21 protein-coding genes, 2 tRNA genes, 1 other RNA gene and 1 pseudogene are annotated in these 19,164 nt (G+C 68.4%); 11 read left to right on the top strand and 14 right to left on the bottom strand.

Annotated features, from left to right (window positions below; translation table 11 throughout):
- Window positions 1–40 precede the first annotated feature (40 nt).
- The 4 genes from FJU31_RS07420 to FJU31_RS07405 are packed head-to-tail and all read left to right on the top strand — an operon-like array spanning window position 41 to window position 4,407.
- Window positions 41–994 (top strand): AAA family ATPase, encoded by a 954-nt coding sequence (locus FJU31_RS07420; RefSeq protein ID WP_150454180.1) that lies wholly within the window; start codon window positions 41–43, stop codon window positions 992–994.
- Window positions 991–1,941 (top strand): DUF58 domain-containing protein, encoded by a 951-nt coding sequence (locus FJU31_RS07415; RefSeq protein WP_425473649.1) that lies wholly within the window; start codon window positions 991–993, stop codon window positions 1,939–1,941. Before FJU31_RS07420 ends, FJU31_RS07415 begins: the two co-directional genes overlap by 4 nt.
- Entirely contained in the window at window positions 1,934–3,883 is a 1,950-nt protein-coding gene (locus FJU31_RS07410; RefSeq protein ID WP_150454178.1) for a transglutaminase TgpA family protein, read from the top strand. Before FJU31_RS07415 ends, FJU31_RS07410 begins: the two co-directional genes overlap by 8 nt.
- Window positions 3,880–4,407: a Slp family lipoprotein gene (locus tag FJU31_RS07405; RefSeq protein ID WP_150454177.1), complete on the top strand. Its 528-nt coding sequence runs from the start codon at window positions 3,880–3,882 to the stop codon at window positions 4,405–4,407. The genes FJU31_RS07410 and FJU31_RS07405 overlap by 4 nt, the downstream gene beginning before the upstream one ends.
- A 171-nt stretch (window positions 4,408–4,578) precedes the next feature.
- Here FJU31_RS07405 and FJU31_RS07400 read toward each other — a convergent pair whose 3' ends face one another.
- The 4 genes from FJU31_RS07400 to dnaX all read right to left on the bottom strand — a co-directional run bounded on the left by FJU31_RS07400 (window position 4,579) and on the right by dnaX (window position 8,154).
- Window positions 4,579–4,938, bottom strand: coding sequence for a histidine triad nucleotide-binding protein (locus FJU31_RS07400; RefSeq protein ID WP_150454176.1), 360 nt, complete (start codon window positions 4,936–4,938; stop codon window positions 4,579–4,581).
- Window positions 4,939–4,998: 60 nt separating this feature from the next.
- Window positions 4,999–5,598: a recombination mediator RecR gene (gene recR, locus FJU31_RS07395; protein ID WP_108760009.1), complete on the bottom strand. Its 600-nt coding sequence runs from the start codon at window positions 5,596–5,598 to the stop codon at window positions 4,999–5,001.
- 141 nt (window positions 5,599–5,739) lie between these two features.
- On the bottom strand, window positions 5,740–6,060 hold the full coding sequence (locus FJU31_RS07390; RefSeq protein WP_004154630.1) for a YbaB/EbfC family nucleoid-associated protein: 321 nt from the start codon (window positions 6,058–6,060) through the stop codon (window positions 5,740–5,742).
- 6 nt (window positions 6,061–6,066) lie between these two features.
- The gene (gene dnaX, locus FJU31_RS07385) at window positions 6,067–8,154 is read right to left on the bottom strand and encodes a DNA polymerase III subunit gamma/tau (RefSeq protein ID WP_150454307.1); all 2,088 of its coding nucleotides are present in this window, start codon (window positions 8,152–8,154) and stop codon (window positions 6,067–6,069) included.
- 144 nt (window positions 8,155–8,298) lie between these two features.
- Here dnaX and FJU31_RS07380 point away from each other — a divergent pair.
- Both FJU31_RS07380 and FJU31_RS07375 read left to right on the top strand, forming a co-directional pair.
- Window positions 8,299–8,391 (top strand) — tRNA-Ser (locus tag FJU31_RS07380).
- Window positions 8,392–9,053: 662 nt separating this feature from the next.
- Entirely contained in the window at window positions 9,054–9,500 is a 447-nt protein-coding gene (locus FJU31_RS07375) for a GNAT family N-acetyltransferase (RefSeq protein WP_150454175.1), read from the top strand.
- Between the two features lie 50 nt (window positions 9,501–9,550).
- Here FJU31_RS07375 and FJU31_RS07370 read toward each other — a convergent pair whose 3' ends face one another.
- The gene (locus tag FJU31_RS07370) at window positions 9,551–9,868 is read right to left on the bottom strand and encodes a DMT family transporter (RefSeq protein ID WP_150454174.1); all 318 of its coding nucleotides are present in this window, start codon (window positions 9,866–9,868) and stop codon (window positions 9,551–9,553) included.
- A 300-nt stretch (window positions 9,869–10,168) separates the two neighbouring features.
- On the opposite strand from FJU31_RS07370, the gene ffs reads away from it, so the two are divergent.
- Window positions 10,169–10,265: signal recognition particle sRNA small type (gene ffs / locus FJU31_RS07365), an RNA gene on the top strand.
- Between the two features lie 77 nt (window positions 10,266–10,342).
- Here ffs and FJU31_RS07360 read toward each other — a convergent pair.
- The 3 genes from FJU31_RS07360 to FJU31_RS07350 are packed head-to-tail and all read right to left on the bottom strand — an operon-like array spanning window position 10,343 to window position 12,245.
- On the bottom strand, window positions 10,343–10,732 hold the full coding sequence (locus FJU31_RS07360) for a nuclear transport factor 2 family protein (RefSeq protein ID WP_150454173.1): 390 nt from the start codon (window positions 10,730–10,732) through the stop codon (window positions 10,343–10,345).
- Window positions 10,729–11,496: an MBL fold metallo-hydrolase gene (locus tag FJU31_RS07355; RefSeq protein WP_150454172.1), complete on the bottom strand. Its 768-nt coding sequence runs from the start codon at window positions 11,494–11,496 to the stop codon at window positions 10,729–10,731. The genes FJU31_RS07360 and FJU31_RS07355 overlap by 4 nt, the downstream gene beginning before the upstream one ends.
- On the bottom strand, window positions 11,496–12,245 hold the full coding sequence (locus FJU31_RS07350) for a 3-deoxy-D-manno-octulosonic acid kinase (protein ID WP_150454171.1): 750 nt from the start codon (window positions 12,243–12,245) through the stop codon (window positions 11,496–11,498). The genes FJU31_RS07355 and FJU31_RS07350 overlap by 1 nt, the downstream gene beginning before the upstream one ends.
- A gap of 20 nt (window positions 12,246–12,265) precedes the next feature.
- Between FJU31_RS07350 and FJU31_RS07345 the strand changes: the two genes are divergently transcribed.
- On the top strand, window positions 12,266–13,312 hold the full coding sequence (locus tag FJU31_RS07345) for a glycosyltransferase family 9 protein (RefSeq protein WP_150454170.1): 1,047 nt from the start codon (window positions 12,266–12,268) through the stop codon (window positions 13,310–13,312).
- A 51-nt stretch (window positions 13,313–13,363) separates the two neighbouring features.
- On the opposite strand, the gene FJU31_RS07340 is transcribed toward FJU31_RS07345, so the two are convergent.
- Both FJU31_RS07340 and FJU31_RS07335 read right to left on the bottom strand, forming a co-directional pair.
- A complete protein-coding gene (locus FJU31_RS07340) occupies window positions 13,364–13,750 on the bottom strand; it encodes a DUF6165 family protein (protein WP_108767967.1) in 387 nt (128 codons plus the stop codon).
- A gap of 257 nt (window positions 13,751–14,007) precedes the next feature.
- A tRNA-Ser gene (locus FJU31_RS07335) sits at window positions 14,008–14,098 on the bottom strand.
- A gap of 166 nt (window positions 14,099–14,264) precedes the next feature.
- On the opposite strand from FJU31_RS07335, the gene FJU31_RS07330 reads away from it, so the two are divergent.
- Window positions 14,265–14,969: a PP2C family protein-serine/threonine phosphatase gene (locus FJU31_RS07330; protein WP_150454169.1), complete on the top strand. Its 705-nt coding sequence runs from the start codon at window positions 14,265–14,267 to the stop codon at window positions 14,967–14,969.
- Window positions 14,970–15,040: 71 nt separating this feature from the next.
- On the opposite strand, the gene dnaQ is transcribed toward FJU31_RS07330, so the two are convergent.
- From dnaQ to FJU31_RS07315, 3 genes are read right to left on the bottom strand one after another with little or no spacing between them, the layout of a single operon-like run.
- On the bottom strand, window positions 15,041–15,769 hold the full coding sequence (dnaQ, locus tag FJU31_RS07325; protein ID WP_150454168.1) for a DNA polymerase III subunit epsilon: 729 nt from the start codon (window positions 15,767–15,769) through the stop codon (window positions 15,041–15,043).
- A 4-nt stretch (window positions 15,770–15,773) separates the two neighbouring features.
- Window positions 15,774–16,226, bottom strand: a complete 453-nt coding sequence (rnhA, locus tag FJU31_RS07320; RefSeq protein WP_108767964.1) for a ribonuclease HI — start codon at window positions 16,224–16,226, stop codon at window positions 15,774–15,776.
- A 12-nt stretch (window positions 16,227–16,238) separates the two neighbouring features.
- Window positions 16,239–16,883: a class I SAM-dependent methyltransferase gene (locus FJU31_RS07315; protein ID WP_150454167.1), complete on the bottom strand. Its 645-nt coding sequence runs from the start codon at window positions 16,881–16,883 to the stop codon at window positions 16,239–16,241.
- 11 nt (window positions 16,884–16,894) lie between these two features.
- Here FJU31_RS07315 and gloB point away from each other — a divergent pair, with 11 nt between their 5' ends.
- Both gloB and FJU31_RS07305 read left to right on the top strand, forming a co-directional pair.
- Complete coding sequence (gloB, locus tag FJU31_RS07310; protein ID WP_150454166.1) at window positions 16,895–17,659, top strand: hydroxyacylglutathione hydrolase; 765 nt, start codon at window positions 16,895–16,897, stop codon at window positions 17,657–17,659.
- Window positions 17,656–18,861 (top strand): lytic transglycosylase domain-containing protein, encoded by a 1,206-nt coding sequence (locus FJU31_RS07305; RefSeq protein ID WP_150454165.1) that lies wholly within the window; start codon window positions 17,656–17,658, stop codon window positions 18,859–18,861. Before gloB ends, FJU31_RS07305 begins: the two co-directional genes overlap by 4 nt.
- 148 nt (window positions 18,862–19,009) lie before the next feature.
- Here the strand turns inward: FJU31_RS07305 and FJU31_RS07300 are convergent.
- Window positions 19,010–19,164, bottom strand: a pseudogene (locus tag FJU31_RS07300) (IS4 family transposase); the annotation flags it as partial.

The raw sequence follows: 19,164 nt of genomic DNA, 5'->3' as shown, positions 1-19,164 counted from the left end.
CTATGGATAGAATCGAATGGTTCCCGAACGTGAGACGAACATGCCAGCTCCGTCCCCCATGCCCAGCATGCTAACCGATCAACTGCGCCAGGCCCTGCGGGAGGCACAGGATCAGGTCAATGCCCTGGTGCTCGGCAAGGTGCCGGAAGTCAGGCTGGCTTTCGTCGCCCTGCTGTCCGGTGGCCATCTGCTCATCGAAGATCTGCCCGGCCTGGGCAAGACCACACTGGCCCACGCACTGGCCAGCAGCCTGGGGCTGAGCTTCCAGCGCGTGCAGTTCACCTCCGACCTGCTGCCGGCCGATGTGCTCGGCGTATCGGTGTATGACGCCGGCACGCGCCAGTTCCAGTTCCATACCGGCCCGGTGTTCTCGCACGTGCTGTTGGCCGATGAGATCAACCGCGCACCGCCACGCACGCAGAGCGCGCTGCTGGAAGCGATGGCCGAACAGCAGGTGACGCTCGACGGGCAGACCCATCCGCTGCCCGATCCGTTCTTCGTGATCGCCACGCAGAATCCGGTCGACCTGTCCGGTACGTTCCCGCTGCCCGATTCGCAGCTGGACCGCTTCCTGCTGCGGCTGGCGATGGGCTACCCCAGCCCGCAGGCCGAACGCGAGCTGCTGCGCGGCACCGACCGCCGCGACCTGATCGCGCGCGCGGTGCCGCAGCTGGATGACAACCAGGTGCGCCGGCTGCGTGAAGCGGTCGGCCAGATCCACGTCAGCGACGCGCTGGTGGATTACGTGCAGGCCCTGCTGACCCGCAGCCGCCAGCATGCCGGCGTGCGCGTGGGCCTGTCGCCGCGTGCCGGCCTGGCCCTGCTGCGTGCGGCCAAGGCCCACGCGCTGCTGCTCGGCCGCGGCCATGTGGTCCCCGAAGACGTTCAGACCCTGTTCGTCGCCGTGGCCGGCCACCGCCTGGTGGGCGAGTCCGAATCGAGCACGGGGCCGGCGCTGGCGCGCGCCATCCTGCAGACCGTCGCGGTGGATTGAGGATGCCCGCACGCGGCTCACGCCTGCTTCGCCTGGCGCGTCCGCGCATGCCCGAAGCGTTGCCGCAGCGGCTCGACCGCCGGCGCATCTACGTGCTGCCCACGCGCTTCGGCCTGTTCGTGGCCCTGCTGCTGTCGGCGATGCTGCTGGGCGCGCTGAACTACAACAACAACCCGGCCCTGCTGCTGGCCCTGCTGCTGGCGGCGGCCGCCATCGCCAGCGCCATCGCCGCCCACCTGCAGCTGTCGGGCGTGCAGATCGACGCCATCTCGGCCGAACCGGTGCCGGCGGGCCAGCCGCTGCGCCTGCGCATCGACCTGTCGCTGCGCGACCCGCGGCCGCGCCACGGCCTGGAACTGCAGGTTGGCGACAGCCAGGCCTGGACCGACCTGCCAGCACAGGGCCGTGGTGAAGTGGAACTGGACGTGCCGACCGAGCGGCGCGGCTGGCTCGACCTGCCGCGCATCCGCCTGTCCAGCACCCAGCCGCTGGGCCTGGTGCGTGCGTGGTCCTGGGTGTGGCCGGAACAACCGCTGCTGGTGCACCCGGTGGCCGAGGCCCTGGCACCGTCATTGCCCGAACAGGGCAGCGACCTGCTGCACACCCGCGCCCACGCCAGCGGCGAGGAGCTGCACCAGCTGCGCCCTTACCGCGCAGGCGACCCGCCGCGCAGCATCGCCTGGAAGCATTCGGCACGACGCGACACGCTGCTGGTGCGCGAGTATGAAAAACCGGTCGGCATCGAAGTGGTGCTGGATTGGCGCGCGCTCTCCACCCTGCCGACGGAAGCGCGCATCTCGCGCCTGGCGCGCTGGGTCGACAGCGCCGAACGCGAAGGCCGGCGCTACACGCTGCTGCTGCCCTCGCAGCCCGCGCTCGGCCCCGGCCAGGGCGCGAGCCACCATCATGCGTGCCTGCGCGCACTGGCGCTGATGCCCCATGACTGAGCCCGCTCTCCTGCTGGACCGCAACGCGCGCAACTGGACCTTGGCCAGCGCTGCGCTGGCACTGCTGCCGCTGCTGCTGCTGCTGCCCGGGCCGCTTGCGGCACTGATCGCGGTGGCGGGCGTGGCCACCGCTGCGCTGTCGCTGCGAGGCGTACTGCCGATGCCGGTGCGCCTGCTGCTGGTCCTGGCCATGCTGGGTGCCATCGTCTGGCAGATGGGCGCGGTGCGGCCGGGGCGCGACACCGGCTGTGCATTGCTGGCAGCGATGCTGGCGATCAAATCCAGCGAACTGCGCAGCGTGCGTGATGCACGCAGCCTGCTCGGCTTCGCCCTGTTCGCGCCGTTTGCCGCCTTCCTGCTCGACCAGGGGCCCCTGACCACGCTGCTGGCCGCGCTGGCCGGCATCAGCAGCCTGCTCGCCCTGCAGCGGCTGGCCCACAACGAAGGTCGCAGCGCGGCGCTGCCGCTGCCCGGCCAGCTGCGCGGCGTCGGCCGCCTGCTGCTGATCGGCCTGCCCCTGGCCCTGGCCTGCTTCTGGCTGTTCCCGCGGTTGTCCTCGCCGCTGTGGGGCGTGCCCGAACGCGCGGTCGGCACCCCCGGCCTGTCCGACTCGATGGAGCCGGACAAGTGGCTGGACCTGATGGCCGATGACACCCCGGCACTGCGCGTGCAGTTCTTCGGCCCCGTGCCGCAGCCGGAGCAGCGCTACTGGCGCGGGCCGGTGCTGACCCGCTTCGATGGCCACGTCTGGACGCGTGACCGCAACATCGACTACCGCCGGCCGGCGCAGGTGACCCACGAAGGCCCGGGCTGGGACTACCAGATCGACTACGAGCCCACCGACCGCCGCCTGCTGGTGGCGCTGGACCTGCCCACCGCTGCCCCGGAAGGCACCGCGCTCAACGCTGAGATGAGCCTGGCCAGCCAGCGCCCGCTCGCCGCACTGACCCGCTGGCGCCTGCACTCGGCACCGGCGACGCGCTTCGATGCCGAGCTGTCGCCCTACCAGCAGCGTGCGGCGCTGCAGCTGCCGGCCAACTTCAACCCGCGCACGGCAGCGCTGGCCCGGCAATGGCGGCAGGAAGCCGGCGACGACGATGCCGCCGTTGTCCGCCGCGCCCTGGACTGGATCACCGCGGATTTCTCCTACACGCTGGACACCCCAGCGGCCGGGCGCGACCCGGTGGACGCGTTCCTGTTCGACTACAAGGCCGGCTTCTGCCAGCACTTCAGTTCGGCCTTCGTTGTTCTAATGCGCAATGCCGGCATCCCAGCCCGCGTGGTGACCGGCTTTGCCGGCGGCACCCGCAACCGGCTGGGCGACTACTGGGTGGTGCGGCGCATGGACGCCCACGCCTGGACCGAGGTCTGGCTGCCCCAGCGTGGCTGGGTGCGGGTGGACCCGACCGCGGCAGTGGCGCCCGAGCGCATCCTCGACACGCTGGAAGACCGGCTGCCGGCCGGCGCCGACCTCGACCTGCAGCAGCGCTGGCTGCAGGCCGGGCAGATCGGCGATTGGCTGCGCCGTGGCTGGAACGACCTGGTGCTGTCCTTCGACGCGCGCCGCCAGCAGCAGCTGCTGCAGCCGCTGGGCCTGGATGAGCTGAAGCCCGGCCAGCTGCTGGCCGGTTTCGTGGCCGCCGCCCTGCTGGCGATGGGCTGGATGGCCTGGCTGCTGGCCCGTGGCGAACGCGAGCGCGACCCGCTGCTGCGCGCCTGGCACCGGCTGGGCCGCCGCTACGCACGGCTGGGGCTGGCCCGCGAGCCGCACGAACCCGCCCTGGCCTGGGCCCAGCGGGTCCATGCCCAGCGCCCCGACCCTGCCCTCATTGCACTCAGCCAGCGTTTCGTCGAAGCGCGCTACGCTGGCACTCGTACCGAGCTCGCCCCATTATTGCGGGACCTGCGCAGGCAGCGCCCGACTTCCGGAGCTACTTCATGAACACCAAGTTCCTTCTCACCGCCGTGGCCGCCCTGGCCCTGTCGGCCTGCGCCACGGCCCCCAAGCCGCTGCAGGGTCAGTTCAGCGTGGTGTCCCCGCGCGACTCGGTTGCCACCCAGCAGGTGGGCACCCCTGTTCGCTGGGGTGGCCGCATCATCGAAACCCAGCCCGGCCAGGGCGAGACCTGCTTCCAGATCATCTCGCGCCCGCTCAATGGCAGTGGCCGCCCGAACCAGAGCTCGTCCGACGCCAGCGACGGCCGCTTCATCGCCTGCCGCGCCGGCTTCTATGATCCGGCGGTGTTCGAAGCCGGTCGCGACGTGACCTTCATCGGCAAGATCGACGGCTACGCCAACACCCGCATCGGCGAGTACGACTACCGCCTGCCCAAGCTGGCGGCCGACGTCATCTACCTGTGGCCGGAACAGCGCCAGGTCGATGTCGTGCCCTACCCGTACAGCCCGTGGGGTCCGGGTCCGTGGGGCCCGTACTGGGGCGGTTACCGCAGCTGGGGCTGGTGGTAAACCTGCCACGTCCCGCGTGACGCAAAAGGCCGCCCTCGGGCGGCCTTCTTGTTGGTGCCATCCACGCATGGCGTGGATCTACTGGCGACTGCCATCCACGCATGGCGTGGATCTACCGCGATACCGACGCACGCCGGCAGTAGAGCCACGCCATGCGTGGATGCCGTTGCCTCAATGCCCCGGCGTACCGAAATGGCCCAACGGCGCACCGGCCAACAGATGCATGTGGATGTGGAACACGGTCTGCCCGGCATCTTCGCGGCAGTTCATCACGATGCGGTAGCCGTCCTCGGCGAAGCCTTCGCTGCGCGCATACGCGGCTGCTGCCAGGGCCAGCTTGCCGATCAGGTGCGCCTGCGACGGCTGCAGGTCGTCCAGGGTCGGGATGATCTCGTTCTTCGGAATGAACAGCACGTGCACCGGCGCCTGCGGTGCGATGTCCTTGAAGCCCAGCACCTCGTCATCCTCGTAGACGATGGTGGCCGGGATCTCGCGACGGATGATCTTGCTGAAGAGGGTTTCGGTGGTCATGGTCGGCCTCGGCGGGATGTCGTCCGCATTGTAGGCCGGCCACGCCGCGCGCGGCCGCGGTCAGTCGCGGAATTCGCTGCGCGTCCCGAAGGCATGCGACAGCGTGCCGCGATCGACGTATTCCAGTTCACCGCCCAGCGGCAGGCCCTGCGCCAGGCGGCTCGGCTGGACCTGGCGCGCACGCGCCAGCTGGGCCAGATAGTGCGCAGTCGCTTCGCCTTCAACCGTAGCGCTGGTGGCGATGATCAGTTCCTGCACTTCGCCCTGCGCCAGCCGCTGTTCCAGCTGCTCCAGGCCCAGTTCGCGCGGGCCGACGCCATCGAGGGGCGACAGACGGCCCTGCAGCACGAAGTAGACGCCGCGGAAGCCGGTAGCATTTTCGATGGCCAGACGGTCGGCCGGTGATTCGACCACGCACAGCTGGCTGCGCTCGCGACTGTTGTTGGCACAGGTCGGGCACAGCTCGGTTTCGCTGAAATCGCGGCACTGCGCGCAATGGCCGATGCGTTCGACCGCCAGCGCCAGCGCCTCGGCCAACCGCTGCCCACCTTCGCGCTCGCGTTCAAGCAGGTGGTAGGCCATGCGCTGCGCGGTTTTCTGGCCGACGCCAGGCAGCACCCGCAGTGCATCGATCAATTGTTCAAGCAGGGGTGCGGACACGGCAGCAGGCTTTCGTTGCGTCGAGCACGCTCGACGATTATTTGTAGAGTCGAGCCATGCTCGACTGAAGGCTTGAACAGTCGAGCAAGCTCGACTCTACGGGGTCTGTGGCACCCGCTTGCACGGGTGCCACGCTGAACATCAGAACGGCAGCTTCATTCCCGGCGGCAGCTGCATGCCGGCGGTGGCCGAACCCATCTTCGACTTCGACTCGGCATCGATCTTGTTCGAGGCGTCGTTGAAGGCCGCGGCGATCAGGTCTTCCAGCATTTCGGGGTCGCTGGCCAGCGACGGATCGATGCGCACCTTGCGGCATTCCTTGGCGCCGGTCAGGGTCACGCTGACCATGCCGCCGCCGGCGCTGCCGGTGACTTCGATCTTGGCGATTTCTTCCTGGGCCTTCTGCAGGTTTTCCTGCATCTTCTGGGCCTGCTGCATCAGTTGGGCGATGTTGCCGCGCATAGTGTCTTACTCGTCAAAAGAACGGATGGAGTCGGAAACAACCCGGGCGCCATGCTGCTGGATCAGCAGCTGCACTTCCGGATCGTCCATGAAAATGGCCTCGGCGGCCTGTTGCCGCTCGCCACGCTGGCGGTCGGCACGCTGGTGCAGGGTCTCGGCCGGGACCTGCTCGGTTTCCACAGTCTCGACCACGATCCTCGGCGCCTGGCCCAGGGCCTTTTCCAGCATCTCGCCCAGGGCGGACAGCGCGCGTTCGGAACGCAGGTACTCAAATCCGGGCGAAAGGCCCAGTTTCAAGGTGCCGCCCTGGCAGCTGATGAAGGCCGCATTGGCCGCCAGCTGCCGCGATGGACCGCTGAGGCCGCTGTTGGCCACCAGGTCCAGCCAGTCTTCAGCACTGGCCAGGTCGTAGATGCTGCCCTGATGCGCTGCCGGCGCCGGTGTTGCCACCGGCGCGGCCGGGGCGATCTCGATGCCGTCGGCATGGAACGGGCGTTCCGGCTCGGCCGCCACCGAAGCCGGGGCCGGGGCCGGGGCCGGCGGTTCCTGCCACGGGGCGACCATGGCCGCCTCCGGTGTCGCCATCGCGACCGGCACGTCCATTTCCGCCGCCAGCGCCTGATCGCGCGCGTCGGCTTCGTCGGTGGCCCACGGCGGCAGATCATCCGCCTCGGCCACCTGCGGCGCCGCTTCGGCCTTCACCGGCGGCGGCGACACGGGTTCTTCCACCGGAACCGGTTCAGGCTCCGGAGTCGGCTCCGGCTCCGGTTGCGGGGCCGGCTCAGGTTCGGGTTCGGGTTCGGGTTCGGGCTCGCGCGGCGCAGCCTGCATCGGGGCAGCCACGTCAGCCACCGCTGCAGGGCTGGCCGCAGCGGCTGCAGCTACAGGTGCGGCGTCGTTGCTGCCGGCACCGGCGGCATGGCCGCCACCGGCGTTGCCGCCGGCAGCACCACCACCCACCGCGCCTTCGACCGACTTCGGCACCGGCGGCACCGCGGCGGCCGGGCGGAACGCCAGCATGCGCAGCACCGCCATTTCGAAGCCGGCACGCGGGCTCGGCGCCAGCGGCAGGTCGCGACGGCCGTTCAGGGCCATCTGGTACCAGAGCTGCACCACTTCCGCGCGCAGGCGTTCGGCGAACGCGGCCGCGTCCAGGCCCTCGACCGGGGCGGCAGCGCCGGGCACCAGCTGCTGCACCTGGATGCGGTGCAGGCCTTCGGCCAGCGCTTCCAGCACGCCACTCCAGTCCGGCGAGAACTCGGCCAGCGCGGCCACGACCTGCAGCAGGCGCGGACCATCGCCCTCGGCCAGTGCGTCGAGCATGGCCGCCACCTGGGTACGGTCGACCGTCCCCAGCATGGTGCGCACCACGTCCTCGCGCAGCGCGCCGCCGGCATACGCGATCGCCTGGTCCAGCAGCGACAGGCCGTCGCGCAGGCTGCCATCGGCGGCCTTGGCCAGCTGCACGATGGCGCTGCCGTCGGCCTCGATCTCCTCGGCGGCGAGGATGCGGGTCATCTGCCCCTGGATCTGGTCCTCGTCCAGGCGCTTGAGGTTGAACTGCAGGCAGCGGCTGAGCACGGTAACCGGCAGCTTCTGCGGGTCGGTGGTGGCCAGCAGGAACTTCACGTGCTCCGGCGGCTCTTCCAGCGTCTTCAGCAGCGCATTGAACGCCGCCTTGGAGAGCATGTGCACTTCGTCGATCAGGTAGACCTTGTACTTGCCGCGCGAGGGCATGTACTGCGCGTTCTCGATCACCTCGCGCACGTCGTCCACGCCGGTGTTGGACGCGGCATCGATTTCCAGCAGGTCGATGTAGCGGCCGGCGTCGATGTCCAGGCAGGCCGCACACTGGCCGCACGGGTCGGCGCTGGTGCCCTGCTCGCAGTTCAGCGATTTGGCGAAGATGCGCGCGATGGTGGTCTTGCCCACGCCGCGGGTACCGGTGAACAGGAACGCGTGGTGGACCCGGCCGCTGTCCAGCGCATTGCTGAGCGCACGGACCACGTGTTCCTGGCCCACCAGCTCGGCAAAACGCTTCGGACGCCACTTGCGGGCAAGCACGAGATAGGACATCAGGCCACCGTCTTCCATCGGATGTTCCATTGTGCCATGCCTGTCCAGCCCCCTCGCCTCCGACAGCCCCTTCGAAGGTTCCTGACTGGGGTGCTTGTGTATGGCCGCGCCGCCCGCTAGAATCTGCGCCCCTGCTGAGGCGTTTGCCGACGGCAGGGATCCGGAGAGGTGTCCGAGTGGTTGAAGGAGCACGCCTGGAAAGTGTGTAAGCGTCTAAACCGCGCTTCGGGGGTTCGAATCCCCCTCTCTCCGCCAGATAAATAGAAAAGGCCGCCCTTCGGGTGGCCTTTTCTATTTATCTGGCGCGGGACGCGAAGTGCGCTGCGCGCGCTTCGCCCCATGCGTTGCTGCGCAACGAATGGGCCCCTCCCTTTGCCTGCCTCTCCCCGCCCCTGTCGGGGCAGCCCCTCAACAGAGGGGCTTGTTACTCCAGACAGATCAGTAGATCCACGCCACGCGTGAATGACGTGCCGCCCTTCGGGTGGCCTTTTCTATTTATCTGGCGCGGGACGCGAAGTGCGCTGCGCGCGCTTCGCCCCATGCGTTGCTGCGCAACGAATGGGCCCCTCCCTTTGCCTGCCTCTCCCCGCCCCTGTCGGGGCAGCCCCTCAACAGAGGGGCTTGTTACTCCAGACAGATCAGTAGATCCACGCCACGCGTGAATGACGTGCCGCCCTTCGGGTGGCCTTTTCTATTTATCTGGCGCGGGACGCGAAGTGCGCTGCGCGCGCTTCGCCCCATGCGTTGCTGCGCAACGAATGGGCCCCTCCCTTTGCCTGCCTCTCCCCGCCCCTGTCGGGGCAGCCCCTCAACAGAGGGGCTTGTTACTCCAGACAGATCAGTAGATCCACGCCACGCGTGAATGACGTGCCGCCCGATCCCGCTCCCCAGCCGGCCCCATGCGCTATGGTCACCCCATGAGGACCCGGCCCTACCACCGCAACGATCTGGCCGCCTGCCTGGCGATCTTCGACAGCAATCTGCCGATCTATTTCGCCCCGGAGGAACGCCCGGACTTCGCGTCGTTCCTGCGTGAGCTGGCGGAAGAACACACCTACCAGGTCATCGAACTCGACGGCAGCGTCGTCGCCTGTGGAGGCTTGTCGCCCCCCGCGAATGGCACCGCCGGGTTCTGCTGGGGGATGGTCGAGAAATCCCGGCACGGACAAGGACTTGGCCGCCATCTTGCACAGGTACGACTGCAGCAGGCCGCCACCGATCCCCGCGTGGAGCGCGTTGCGTTGAGCACAAGCCAGCACACCGAGGGCTTCTACGCCGCGCTGGGCTTCCACGTCACCCAGCGGGTGACGGACGGCCACGGCCCGGGAATCCATGCGGTGCACATGGAAGCGCGCCTGCGGTAAATGCCCGCCGCGCCTGGCACGGCAGGTATCTCCGCCTGATCGCCATAACCTCAGCTGCTGGAGAGCTTCATCAGCACCAGGCCACAGACGATCAGCACGGCCGCGCCGATGCGCATCGCACTGGCCTGCTCGCCGAGGAACACGATGCCGACCACGAAGGCACCCACGGCGCCGATGCCGGTCCAGATCGTGTAGGCGGTACCCAGCGGCAGCGTGCGCATGGCCACGGCCAGCAGCCAGAAACTGGCGATCATGCCGAGGAGGGTGACCACGGTGGGGGTGAGCCTGCTGAAGCCTTCGGACTGCTTCATGGACACGGCCCAGACAATTTCCAGCAGGCCGGCGAACAACAGATAGATCCAGGCCATGGCGGCCCTCCTCTTGGTAGGGCCAGGCCGTCCTGGTCATTCATTCCCGATGCGGGGGAGGTCGTTCCTCCTGCGGCCGCATTCTAGCAACGGGGGCTCGCGCCGGTCGTGCCGCCTGTGCACGGGTTACAGCCGATTCATTGCATGAAGCTGGCGTCCAAGCCCACGCCTGCGCTAGAATGCGCGCCTGCCATCGGCCAGCCGATGTGCGGTCCGGCTGTGGTCTCCGGCGCGCGACGCGCTGCTTCCCCTGATCCGTGAACCGGCCGCCCTTGGGCGGCCAACGTCTCTATGGTGGCCCCGTCGGCCCCTCGCGACGCTAGGTCGAAAATCCCGCCAGGGCCGGAAGGCAGCAACGGTATCGATCGACGCGGGCGCCGAGGTCAGCCGGCGGGGCCACCGCCTTTTTGGGCGATGCCCCGCCCTGGTAGCTGCCTGTCTTGGTTGGCGCCCTTCGCCGGGCATGGCCCGGCGCTACCGTGCTTCGGGCGTTCCCTGATGGAACACCATCCGCCATTCCTGCGCATGCCGGCGCCATAGCGAACTGCGCAGCACCCAGCGCTGCGGCTGGCCATCCACGTGGTAGCGGCTGCGGTAACGCACCTGGGCCAGGTCGTGAGTCAGCAGCGAGACTGCGTACTGTTCAGATTCGATCTGCACCTGAGCCCGCTCCAGCGGGATCTCCGCCAGCGCTGCCGTACGGCCGTAGCACTGGCCGGAGCTGCCGATCTCGCTGAAATCCTCATCCAGCAGTTCCGACAGCCGCACACGATCACCGCGCACCTGCGGGGTGTGCAGCGCGCGCTCCAGATGTTCCAGCTCGGCCGCCAGCGCCGCGTCGGCAGGCTGGCCGGAGGTTTTCACGGCGGATCCTGCGCCAGCACGTGCGGCGCCGTCGGCGTCGCCAGCGGCACGCACTGCCCCCGCTGCGCGACGCGGTGCCCACGTGCGGCCAGCGCCTCGCCATCGGCCGCGCTAGCGTAGTGATAGAGCATCATCCGCGACTGCAGATCGGCGCTGTATTCGCGCTCCAGGTCATCCACGCCGGTGTGCGACGGGTTGCCATGCAGGCCGCAGTCGTGGGCGATCAGCTCGTTGTCATTGGCGAAGCGCGCCAGCATCTCCGGGATCGGCCGCGTATCGCCGCTCCAGGTCAACGCGCCCTGCAGCCGCAGGCCGTAGGCCGTCTCCGGCCAGTGGTGGCGCGCCGGGAATACTTCCAGCCGCACACCCTCGTGCCAGAACGCATCGCCCACCACGATCAGCTGGAACGCATCCCAGAAGTTGGCGCCACCCTCGGCCAGTACGTTGGGGTAATCGGCCACGCGCTTGTGCAGCAGCGGCACCACGGTGGCCGGCACGTACAGGCGCACCGTGCCGCGCCGGTGCGTGTTGAAGAAGGTATCCACGAACAGCCGCTCGAAGCCGGCCACATGGTCCAGGTGCACATGGGTGACGAACACCGCCTGGGGCAGGTGCCCGTAGTGCGCCTTGAACGCGGTCAGGCCTTCGCCGCCGCAGTCGATGGTCAGCCACGGCCGGCCATCACGCTCGATCACCGACATGGGCGAGCCCAGCTCGACCGCCGACGCATTGCCGACGCCGAGGAAACGCAATGACCAGTCCATCAGGTGCCCCGGTTCCAGGCCATGTCGTAGGCGCGACGCAGCCGCGCGTAGTCCTTCTGTACGTCTTCCACGCTGCGCTCGCCACGCAGCTTGACCAGCGAGCGCAGCAGGCGCTTGAGGTTGCGCTCGCGCCAGGCGGTGGCCGGGATGCGGATCACACCGCGGTCGAAGTCGATCAGCCAACCATGGCCGTTGCCATCGAACAGGATGTTGTGGGCGTTGAGGTCGGCGTGGTCCAGGCCGGCGCGATGGAAGCGCGCGATCAGTCGGCCCGCCTCTTCCCACGGCGCGCCACGGCCGGCCACCAGCGCGCGGTCGGCCAGCGAACGTACGCCCTCGATGCGCTCCATCAGGATGGCCGCGCGGTAGCGCATGCCTTCACGCATGTAGAAGGCGGCGATCGGCCGGGGCACCGGCAGCTTCTGCGCGCGCAGGGCACGCATCAGCCGGAATTCGGCGAAACTGCGGGTGCGATCCGCGCCGCGCCAGATGTACTGGTCCCGGCTGAGCTTGGCCGCCAGGCCACCGCGCAGATAGTGCCGCAGCACGCCGGAGCCGAAAGGCGCATCGACGAACCAGGCACTGCCGCGCCCGCCTTCCGCCACCGGCCGGGCCCTGCTGCCCCAGTGCTGGGGCGAGAACAGGCCGACCTCGGCTTGCCGCAGCCGCTCGCGGTCGAACAGAATGGCCCCGATGCCGCGACCCTCGCGGCATGGCGTCAGCGCTTCATTGGCGTCAAATACGACCATTCCATTGAGTCTAACAACACATGGCATCAGCGTCCTCATCCTTGTGCCTCCTGCGCCTGTCTGCCCTGGGGGATGTCACCCACGTTGTGCCCCTGGTGCGCACCCTGCAGGCTGCGCGCCCGGACACGCCGATCCACTGGATCATCGACAAGGTCGGCCAGAAGCTGCTTGATGGCCTGCCCGGCGTGGTCTTCCATGCGTACGACAAGAAGACCGGCATGGCCGGGGTCAAGGAACTGCGCAGGCAGCTGCCGCCGGGGCGCTTCGATGCGCTGCTGCAGATGCAGGTAGCGTTCCGCGCGAACCTGCTGTCGGCCTTCATCCCGGCCGAGCGCCGCATCGGCTACGACCGCAGCCGCTCCAAGGATCTGCATGGGTTGTTCATCAACGAACGCATCCCCGATCGACCGGGCATCCACGTGCTCGATGCCATCGGCAGCTTCTGCGAGCCACTGGGCCTGCGCCAGACCGAAGTGAGCTGGGACCTCGCGGTGCCGCCGTCGGCCTGCGAGTGGGCCGCTGCGCAGTGGCCCGACGATGGCCGCCCGGTGCTGATGATCTCGCCGTGCTCCAGCCATGTCATGCGCAACTGGTACGCCGACCGCTATGCGGCAGTGGCCAACCATGCCAGCAGGCGCGGCTGGCAGGTGGTGCTGTGCGGTGGCCGCAGCGAGCTGGAGCGCAGCATGGCCGATGCCGTCCAGGCCCAGCTGGCAACACCGGCGCTGGACCTGGTGGGCCGGGACACGCTGAAGCAGCTGCCGGCCCTGCTGGCCCGCGCCAACCTGGTGATGACCCCGGATTCGGGCCCGATGCACATCGCCAATGCGATGGGCACCAAGGTGCTGGGCCTGCATGCGGCCAGCAACCCGCACCGCAGCGGTCCGTACTCCGACCGGCGCTACTGCGTGGACCGCTACGACGATGCCGCGCGCAAGTACCTGGGCAAGCAGGCGGCCGACCTCAAGTGGGGCACCAAGATCGAGTTCGACGATGTGATGGAACTGATCACCGTCGAGGACGGCATCGCCGCCTTCGAGCGCTACGTCGCCGATCACCTCGGCTGAGCGACCGGTGCGGGCCGCCCGTGGCCCGCACCCTCCACGCAGGACGTGGGATTATTTGTAGGACTTCTCTTCCACGTACGCCGAGCCCAGCGCCAGGTTGATCGCCTTCTTGATGCGCGCGCGCTCGTCGTTGCGCAGGTAGACGCTGCGGGCCAGGTCAACGAAGGCCTGGTCGAAGGCCTGCGCCTTCTCCTTCAGGCGGACCTCGTCCTCGATGTCCCACAGCTGCTCATTGACCGCCTTCAGTTCGGCACGCAGCTTGGCGATGTCCTTCACCGCCGCCGGATGGCCCATCCAGGTGGTCTCCAGCGCGGACAGCTCGCGGCGCACGTTGGCCAGCTTGCCTTCATCGCTGATGCGCTCGGACTTGATCTGCAGGATCGAGATCTTGTCCAGCAGCTCGCCAAAAGAAACAGGCACAAGGATTTCAGCGGTCATGGCAGCGCTCCAGCAATTGATGCGCACATGGTAACCGCAGCGAAGACGCTGTTCGCGCGTGACAGCAACCCGATGGCGCGTCGGGTGGAACAAGCCCCTCTGTTGAGGGGCTGCCCCGACAGGGGCGGGGAGAGGCAGGCAAAGGGAGGGGCCCAAACGTTGCGACGCAACGTTTGGGGCGAAGCGCGCGCAGCGCACTTCGCATCCCGCGCCAGATAACTAAAAAGGCTGCCCTTTGGGCAGCCTTTTTAGTTATCTGGCGGAGAGGGGGGGATTCGAACCCCCGAGGCGCTATAAACGCCTGCCTGATTTCGAGTCAGGTACATTCAACCGCTCTGCCACCTCTCCAGGTGTTCCCCGGCGAACCGGGGACGCGCATCATACGAGGAAGCGCGGCAGACCACAAGCCATTGCGGCCCATCATGTGAAAAATTTCTGACTGAACGCCTTGCCGGATGTCCGCTTGGCCGTGATGATGCCGTTCTCCCCGGCATTACCCCGCCCAGCAACCACCATGATCGAATTCGGACACCTCACCCACCCTGGCCTGCGCCGCGAGCTCAACGAGGACACCTACTACGGTGACAGCGAGCTGGCCCTGTGGCTGGTGGCCGACGGCATGGGCGGGCACGCCTGCGGCGAGGTGGCCAGTGCCCTGGCACGCGAGACCATCGTCCGCGAGATCCGCCGTGGCGCCCCGCTGGCCCACGCCATCCGCACCGCCGACGAGGAGATCATCCGTGCCTCGCGGCGGCGCAATGACACCCTGCCGATGGGCACCACCGTTGTCGCCGCACGCGTGCAGGGCAACCGCTATGAAGTGGCCTGGGTCGGCGACAGCCGCGCCTACCTGTGGCGCGACGGCCAGCTGGCCCAGCTCAGCCAGGACCACAGCGTGGTGCAGGAACTGGTGGCGCAGGGCAACCTGACCGCCGAACAGGCGCGTGCCCACCCGCACCGCAACGTGGTGACCCAGGCACTGGGCGTGACCGACCCGAACCATCTGAACGTGGCCACCACCAGTGGCGAACTGCGCCCGGGCATGCAGCTGCTGCTGTGCAGTGACGGCCTGACCGAGGAAGTCGACGACCGTGACATCGCCCGCACCCTCGCCTACGACGACGCCAGCGCCCAGGAATGCGTGGACAGCCTGGTCGCCTCGGCATTGGACGGCGGTGGGTCCGACAACATCACCGTGATCCTGGTGCGCTGCCATTAACCGGTAGATCCACGCCATGCGTGGATGACGCGTCGTGGATGCCGGTCCATGCCCGGCATCCCCCCGACCACTTACGCGCTCGCGACCTCTTCCACCTTCGGGCCATCCCACAACGCGTGGCCGGCCTTCTTGCGCAGGCGCTCCAGCCGCGCGGCGTGCGCCTCCAGCTCCGACGCCGTGGCCACCACGCGGGGGCGCGGCAAAAGCTTGCTGGTGTCGAAGGCCAGCAGCGCGGCGCCATCGGCCCCGCTGTCGTCTTCGAGGCCGAAGCCGATCTCTTCCTGCCCCGAGGTCAGCGCGATGTAGACATCGCCCAGGATCTGCGCATCGAGCAGGCCGCCGTGCAGCGCACGGTGCGAGTTGTCCACGCCCAGGCGCCGGCACAGGGCATCCAGCGAGTTGCGCTGGCCGGGGAAGCGCTCGCGCGCCATCGCCAGGGTATCGATCACCGTGCAGCGGTCGGTGATCTTCCCGTACTGCGGCCCCAGCAGGGACAGCTCGTAATCAAGGAAGCCCAGATCGAACGCCGCGTTGTGGATGATCAGCTCGGCGCCATCGATGAACGCCAGGAACTCCTCGGCGATCTGCGCGAACTCCGGCTTGTCGGCGAGGAAATCCAGGCTCAGGCCGGTGACTTCCTGCGCACCCTGCTCGAAGTCGACATCGGGCTTGATGTACTGGTGATAGTTGTTGCCGGTCGGGCGGCGCTTGAACAGCTCCACGCAGCCGATTTCAACGATGCGGTTGCCCTTCTTCCATTCCAGGCCGGTGGTTTCGGTATCGAGGATGATCTGACGCATGGGCTCAGTTTACCGGGCTGCCGTCGCGGATCTGGATCGCGGCATTGCGCGCCAGGGTGTCGACCCGCTCGTTGTCGGGGTCACCGGAGTGGCCCTTCACCCAGCGCCAGTCGATCTGGTGCCGCAGCGTGGCCGCATGCAGGCGCTCCCACAGCTCGCGGTTCTTCACCGGGTCGCCGCCGGCGGTCTTCCAGTTCTTGCGGATCCACCCGGCCATCCACTGGGTCAGGCCCTGCCGCACATACTGCGAATCGGTGTAGAGCACGATCTCGCAGGCTTCGGTGAGGCTTTCCAACGCGGAAATGGCCGCCATCAGCTCCATCCGGTTGTTGGTGGTGTGGGCTTCGCCGCCACTCAGTTCGCGCTCGTGGCCCTTGTAGCGCAGCAGTGCGGCCCAGCCACCCGGGCCGGGATTGCCGAGGCAGGAACCGTCGGTGTGGATTTCAATGGTTTTCAATACAACTCCAGATCAGGTAGCAACGGTGCCCAACCAGCGCACCGGCAGCGGGGTCGGCCCAGGCAGGGCCAGCGTACGTTTTTCGGCATGGAACAGGCAGGCCGCGCGCAGTGGCGCCCAGCCCGCCCCACGGCTGCTGCCGGCGCCTTGCCACAGCGGCCCCAGATAGCGGGTGTCGTCGCATTCCAGCCCATGCCGGGCCAGCAGCTGGCGCAGCCGCTGCGGCGTGCGCACCACCAGACCATGGTGTCGCCATCGGGTGCGGAAGGGGCTGAACGGGTTGAGGCTGCTCAGCCACAACTGGCCGCCGGGCATCAGCACGCGCGAGCACTCATCCAGCAGGTAATCGGCATCGGCAGCGGTGACATGCTGCAGCACGATGGCGTTGACGCTTTCATTGGCCAGCGGCAGAGGCAGCGCGCAGCGGGTGTCACCGGCATAGCCGGCGCCCTCGCGGTACAGGCGCAGGCCGCGGCCGCCCAGCTGCGCATCCTCCAGCCAGGAGGCCGTGGGTGCGATCCACAGCCAGGGCTGGGACGGCAGGCCGGCCAGCCGTGGCAGCAGCAGCTGGCGCTCAAGCAGGCGCAGCGCTGCCGCCGGCTCGCTGTCGAACCACGGCACCAGGCTCGCTTGACGGTGGCTCTGCAGCAGGGGCATGGTCCAATTCTATGCGACTGACTGCCCTGACCGCATTTGCGGACAACTACATCTGGATGCTGATCGCCGACGATGGCGCCGCGGTGGTCATCGACCCGGGCGATGCCGCGCCGGTGCTGGCGCTGGCCGACGAGGGCCTGCGCGTGGACACCATCCTGCTGACCCACCACCACGACGACCACATCGGCGGCGTGCCCGCGCTGCAGGCGCGTTTTCCCCGCGCGCGGGTGATAGCACCGGTCGACGAGCGCATCCCGACCGCCACCGAACGGGTGGGCGAAGGTGAACGCGTTCAGGCACTGGGCCGGATGTTCCACGTACTATCCGTGCCCGGGCATACCCGCACCCACATCGCGTTTCACACGGCTGAACATCTTTTCAGCGGAGATTCGTTGTTCAGCCTGGGCTGTGGGCGCCTGTTCGAAGGTACGCCGTCCCAGCTGCTGGCGTCGATGCGCAAGCTGGGTACCTTGCCCGTGCAACTGCTGCTTTGTTGCGCCCATGAGTACACCGTGTCAAATGCCGTCTTCGCGCGGCATGTCGACCCCGCCAACGCTGCCCTGTGGCAGCGCCAAGAGGAGGCTTTGGCCATGCGCCGCGATGATCGTTCCACCCTGCCGGTAACCCTGGCCAACGAGCTGGACTGCAATCCGTTCCTGCGTGTGCACACCGCGCCGATCCGCGCGGCGGTGTCAGCGCACCTGGGGCGCGATGTCGTGGACGACGTCGATGTCATGGCCGGTCTCCGGCACTGGAAAGACGGCTTCCGCGCATGATGCGCCGAAGTCTGCCGCTGGCCCTGGGCCTTGTCCTGGGGCTGGCCGGAAACGCGGGCGCGCAGTCGCTGGGCGCCGGCATCAGCCAGAACCTGACCGCCGCGTCGGCCGTGCCGATGGATCCGACCCTGCTGCCGGCCGCCTCGGTCCGCAACGGCCAGGAGATCTTCGCCAGCTTCCGCGAGGGCCTGGCTGAACCGACCTGCGATGCCGAGGCCACCAGCCCGCGCTGGCAGAAGCAGTTCGCCCACGCCCCCTCTCGCCTGGCCAATCAGGATGACGACGCGCTGGTGCTGTTCGGCTACGTGGTCGAAGAGCTGCGCAAGGCCAGCCTGCCTACCGAATTCGCGCTCATCCCGTTCGTGGAGAGCGGCTACCGCCCCAACGCCCGCAACGGCAGCGGCCCGACCGGGCTGTGGCAGTTCATCGCCACCACCGCGCGCAACCACCGCGTACCGATGGCCAACGGCTACGACGGCCGCCTGTCGGCGGTCGATTCCACCCAGGCCGCGGTGCGCTACCTGAAGACCCTGCACGGCATGTTTGGCGGCGATTGGCGCCTGGCAACCATGGCCTACAACGCCGGCGAGTACCGCGTGCTGCAGTCGATGCGCAAGGCGGGCATGAACGCGCAGAACGCCAAACCGGCCGCCCTGCCCGGCCTGTCGCCGGTGACCCACGCCTACGTCGAGAAGCTGCATGCCCTGGCCTGCGTGCTGGAGGATGCCGAAGACGAGCCCGGCGTGATGGCCTCGCTGGACCGCACCGTACCGGTACTGAAGGGCCACACCCTGCCGGCGGGCACCAGCGTGCAGCAGTGGGCGGCGCAGCGTGCGCTGGACCCGAACCGCATTGCCCGCCTGAACCCGGCCTTGGCCGGCAGCAGCCGCCCGACAGGCACCACCCGCGTGCTGGCCCCGGTGACCGCCGCCTCTGCGCCGGTTGACGATGTCGCCACGGTTGCGACCGCAGCGACCGCCGTGGCCCCCAGCGCAAGCCTGCAGCCGGCCCCGCAGGTCGCCAGGACCGTGGCCAGCGCGGCCGACCGCCCGCGCAACCGCCGCCACACCGTGCGCAACGGTGAATCGGCCTGGACCATCGCCCGCCGCTACGGCATGCCGGTGAAGGCCCTGCTGTCATTGAACGGCCTGAGCGGCAGCAGCGTGCTGAAGCCCGGCGCCGTGCTGCGCATCGAAGACTGACAGCCGCAGCCGGCGGCTGCGTCCGATCTTCCGCCCTTTGTAGAGTCGAGCTTGCTCGACTGCTTCTGCCTTCGTAGAGTCGAGCTTGCTCGACTCTACATACAGCGGTCACACCAACAAAAAAGGCCCGGCATCGCCGTAATGCTGTTCACTTAAGTGGTGCAGCCTTACGGTCCACCGGATAGCGGGTCTTGGAAATCTTCACCGTCCTCGGCGTTGTCGGCCGGGGGCGGTGTTCCAGGAAAAGGCTGGCAACCCCGGATCGCAGTTGAGACAGGCGTCTTCCGGTAGCCGATGCTGGTT

It is taken from the genome of Stenotrophomonas cyclobalanopsidis, assembly GCF_008710035.1.
Classification (GTDB): Bacteria; Pseudomonadota; Gammaproteobacteria; order Xanthomonadales; family Xanthomonadaceae; genus Stenotrophomonas; species Stenotrophomonas cyclobalanopsidis.
The sequence above is the reverse complement of the archived record's forward strand: the minus strand, read 5'-3'. Positions and strand labels throughout refer to the sequence as shown.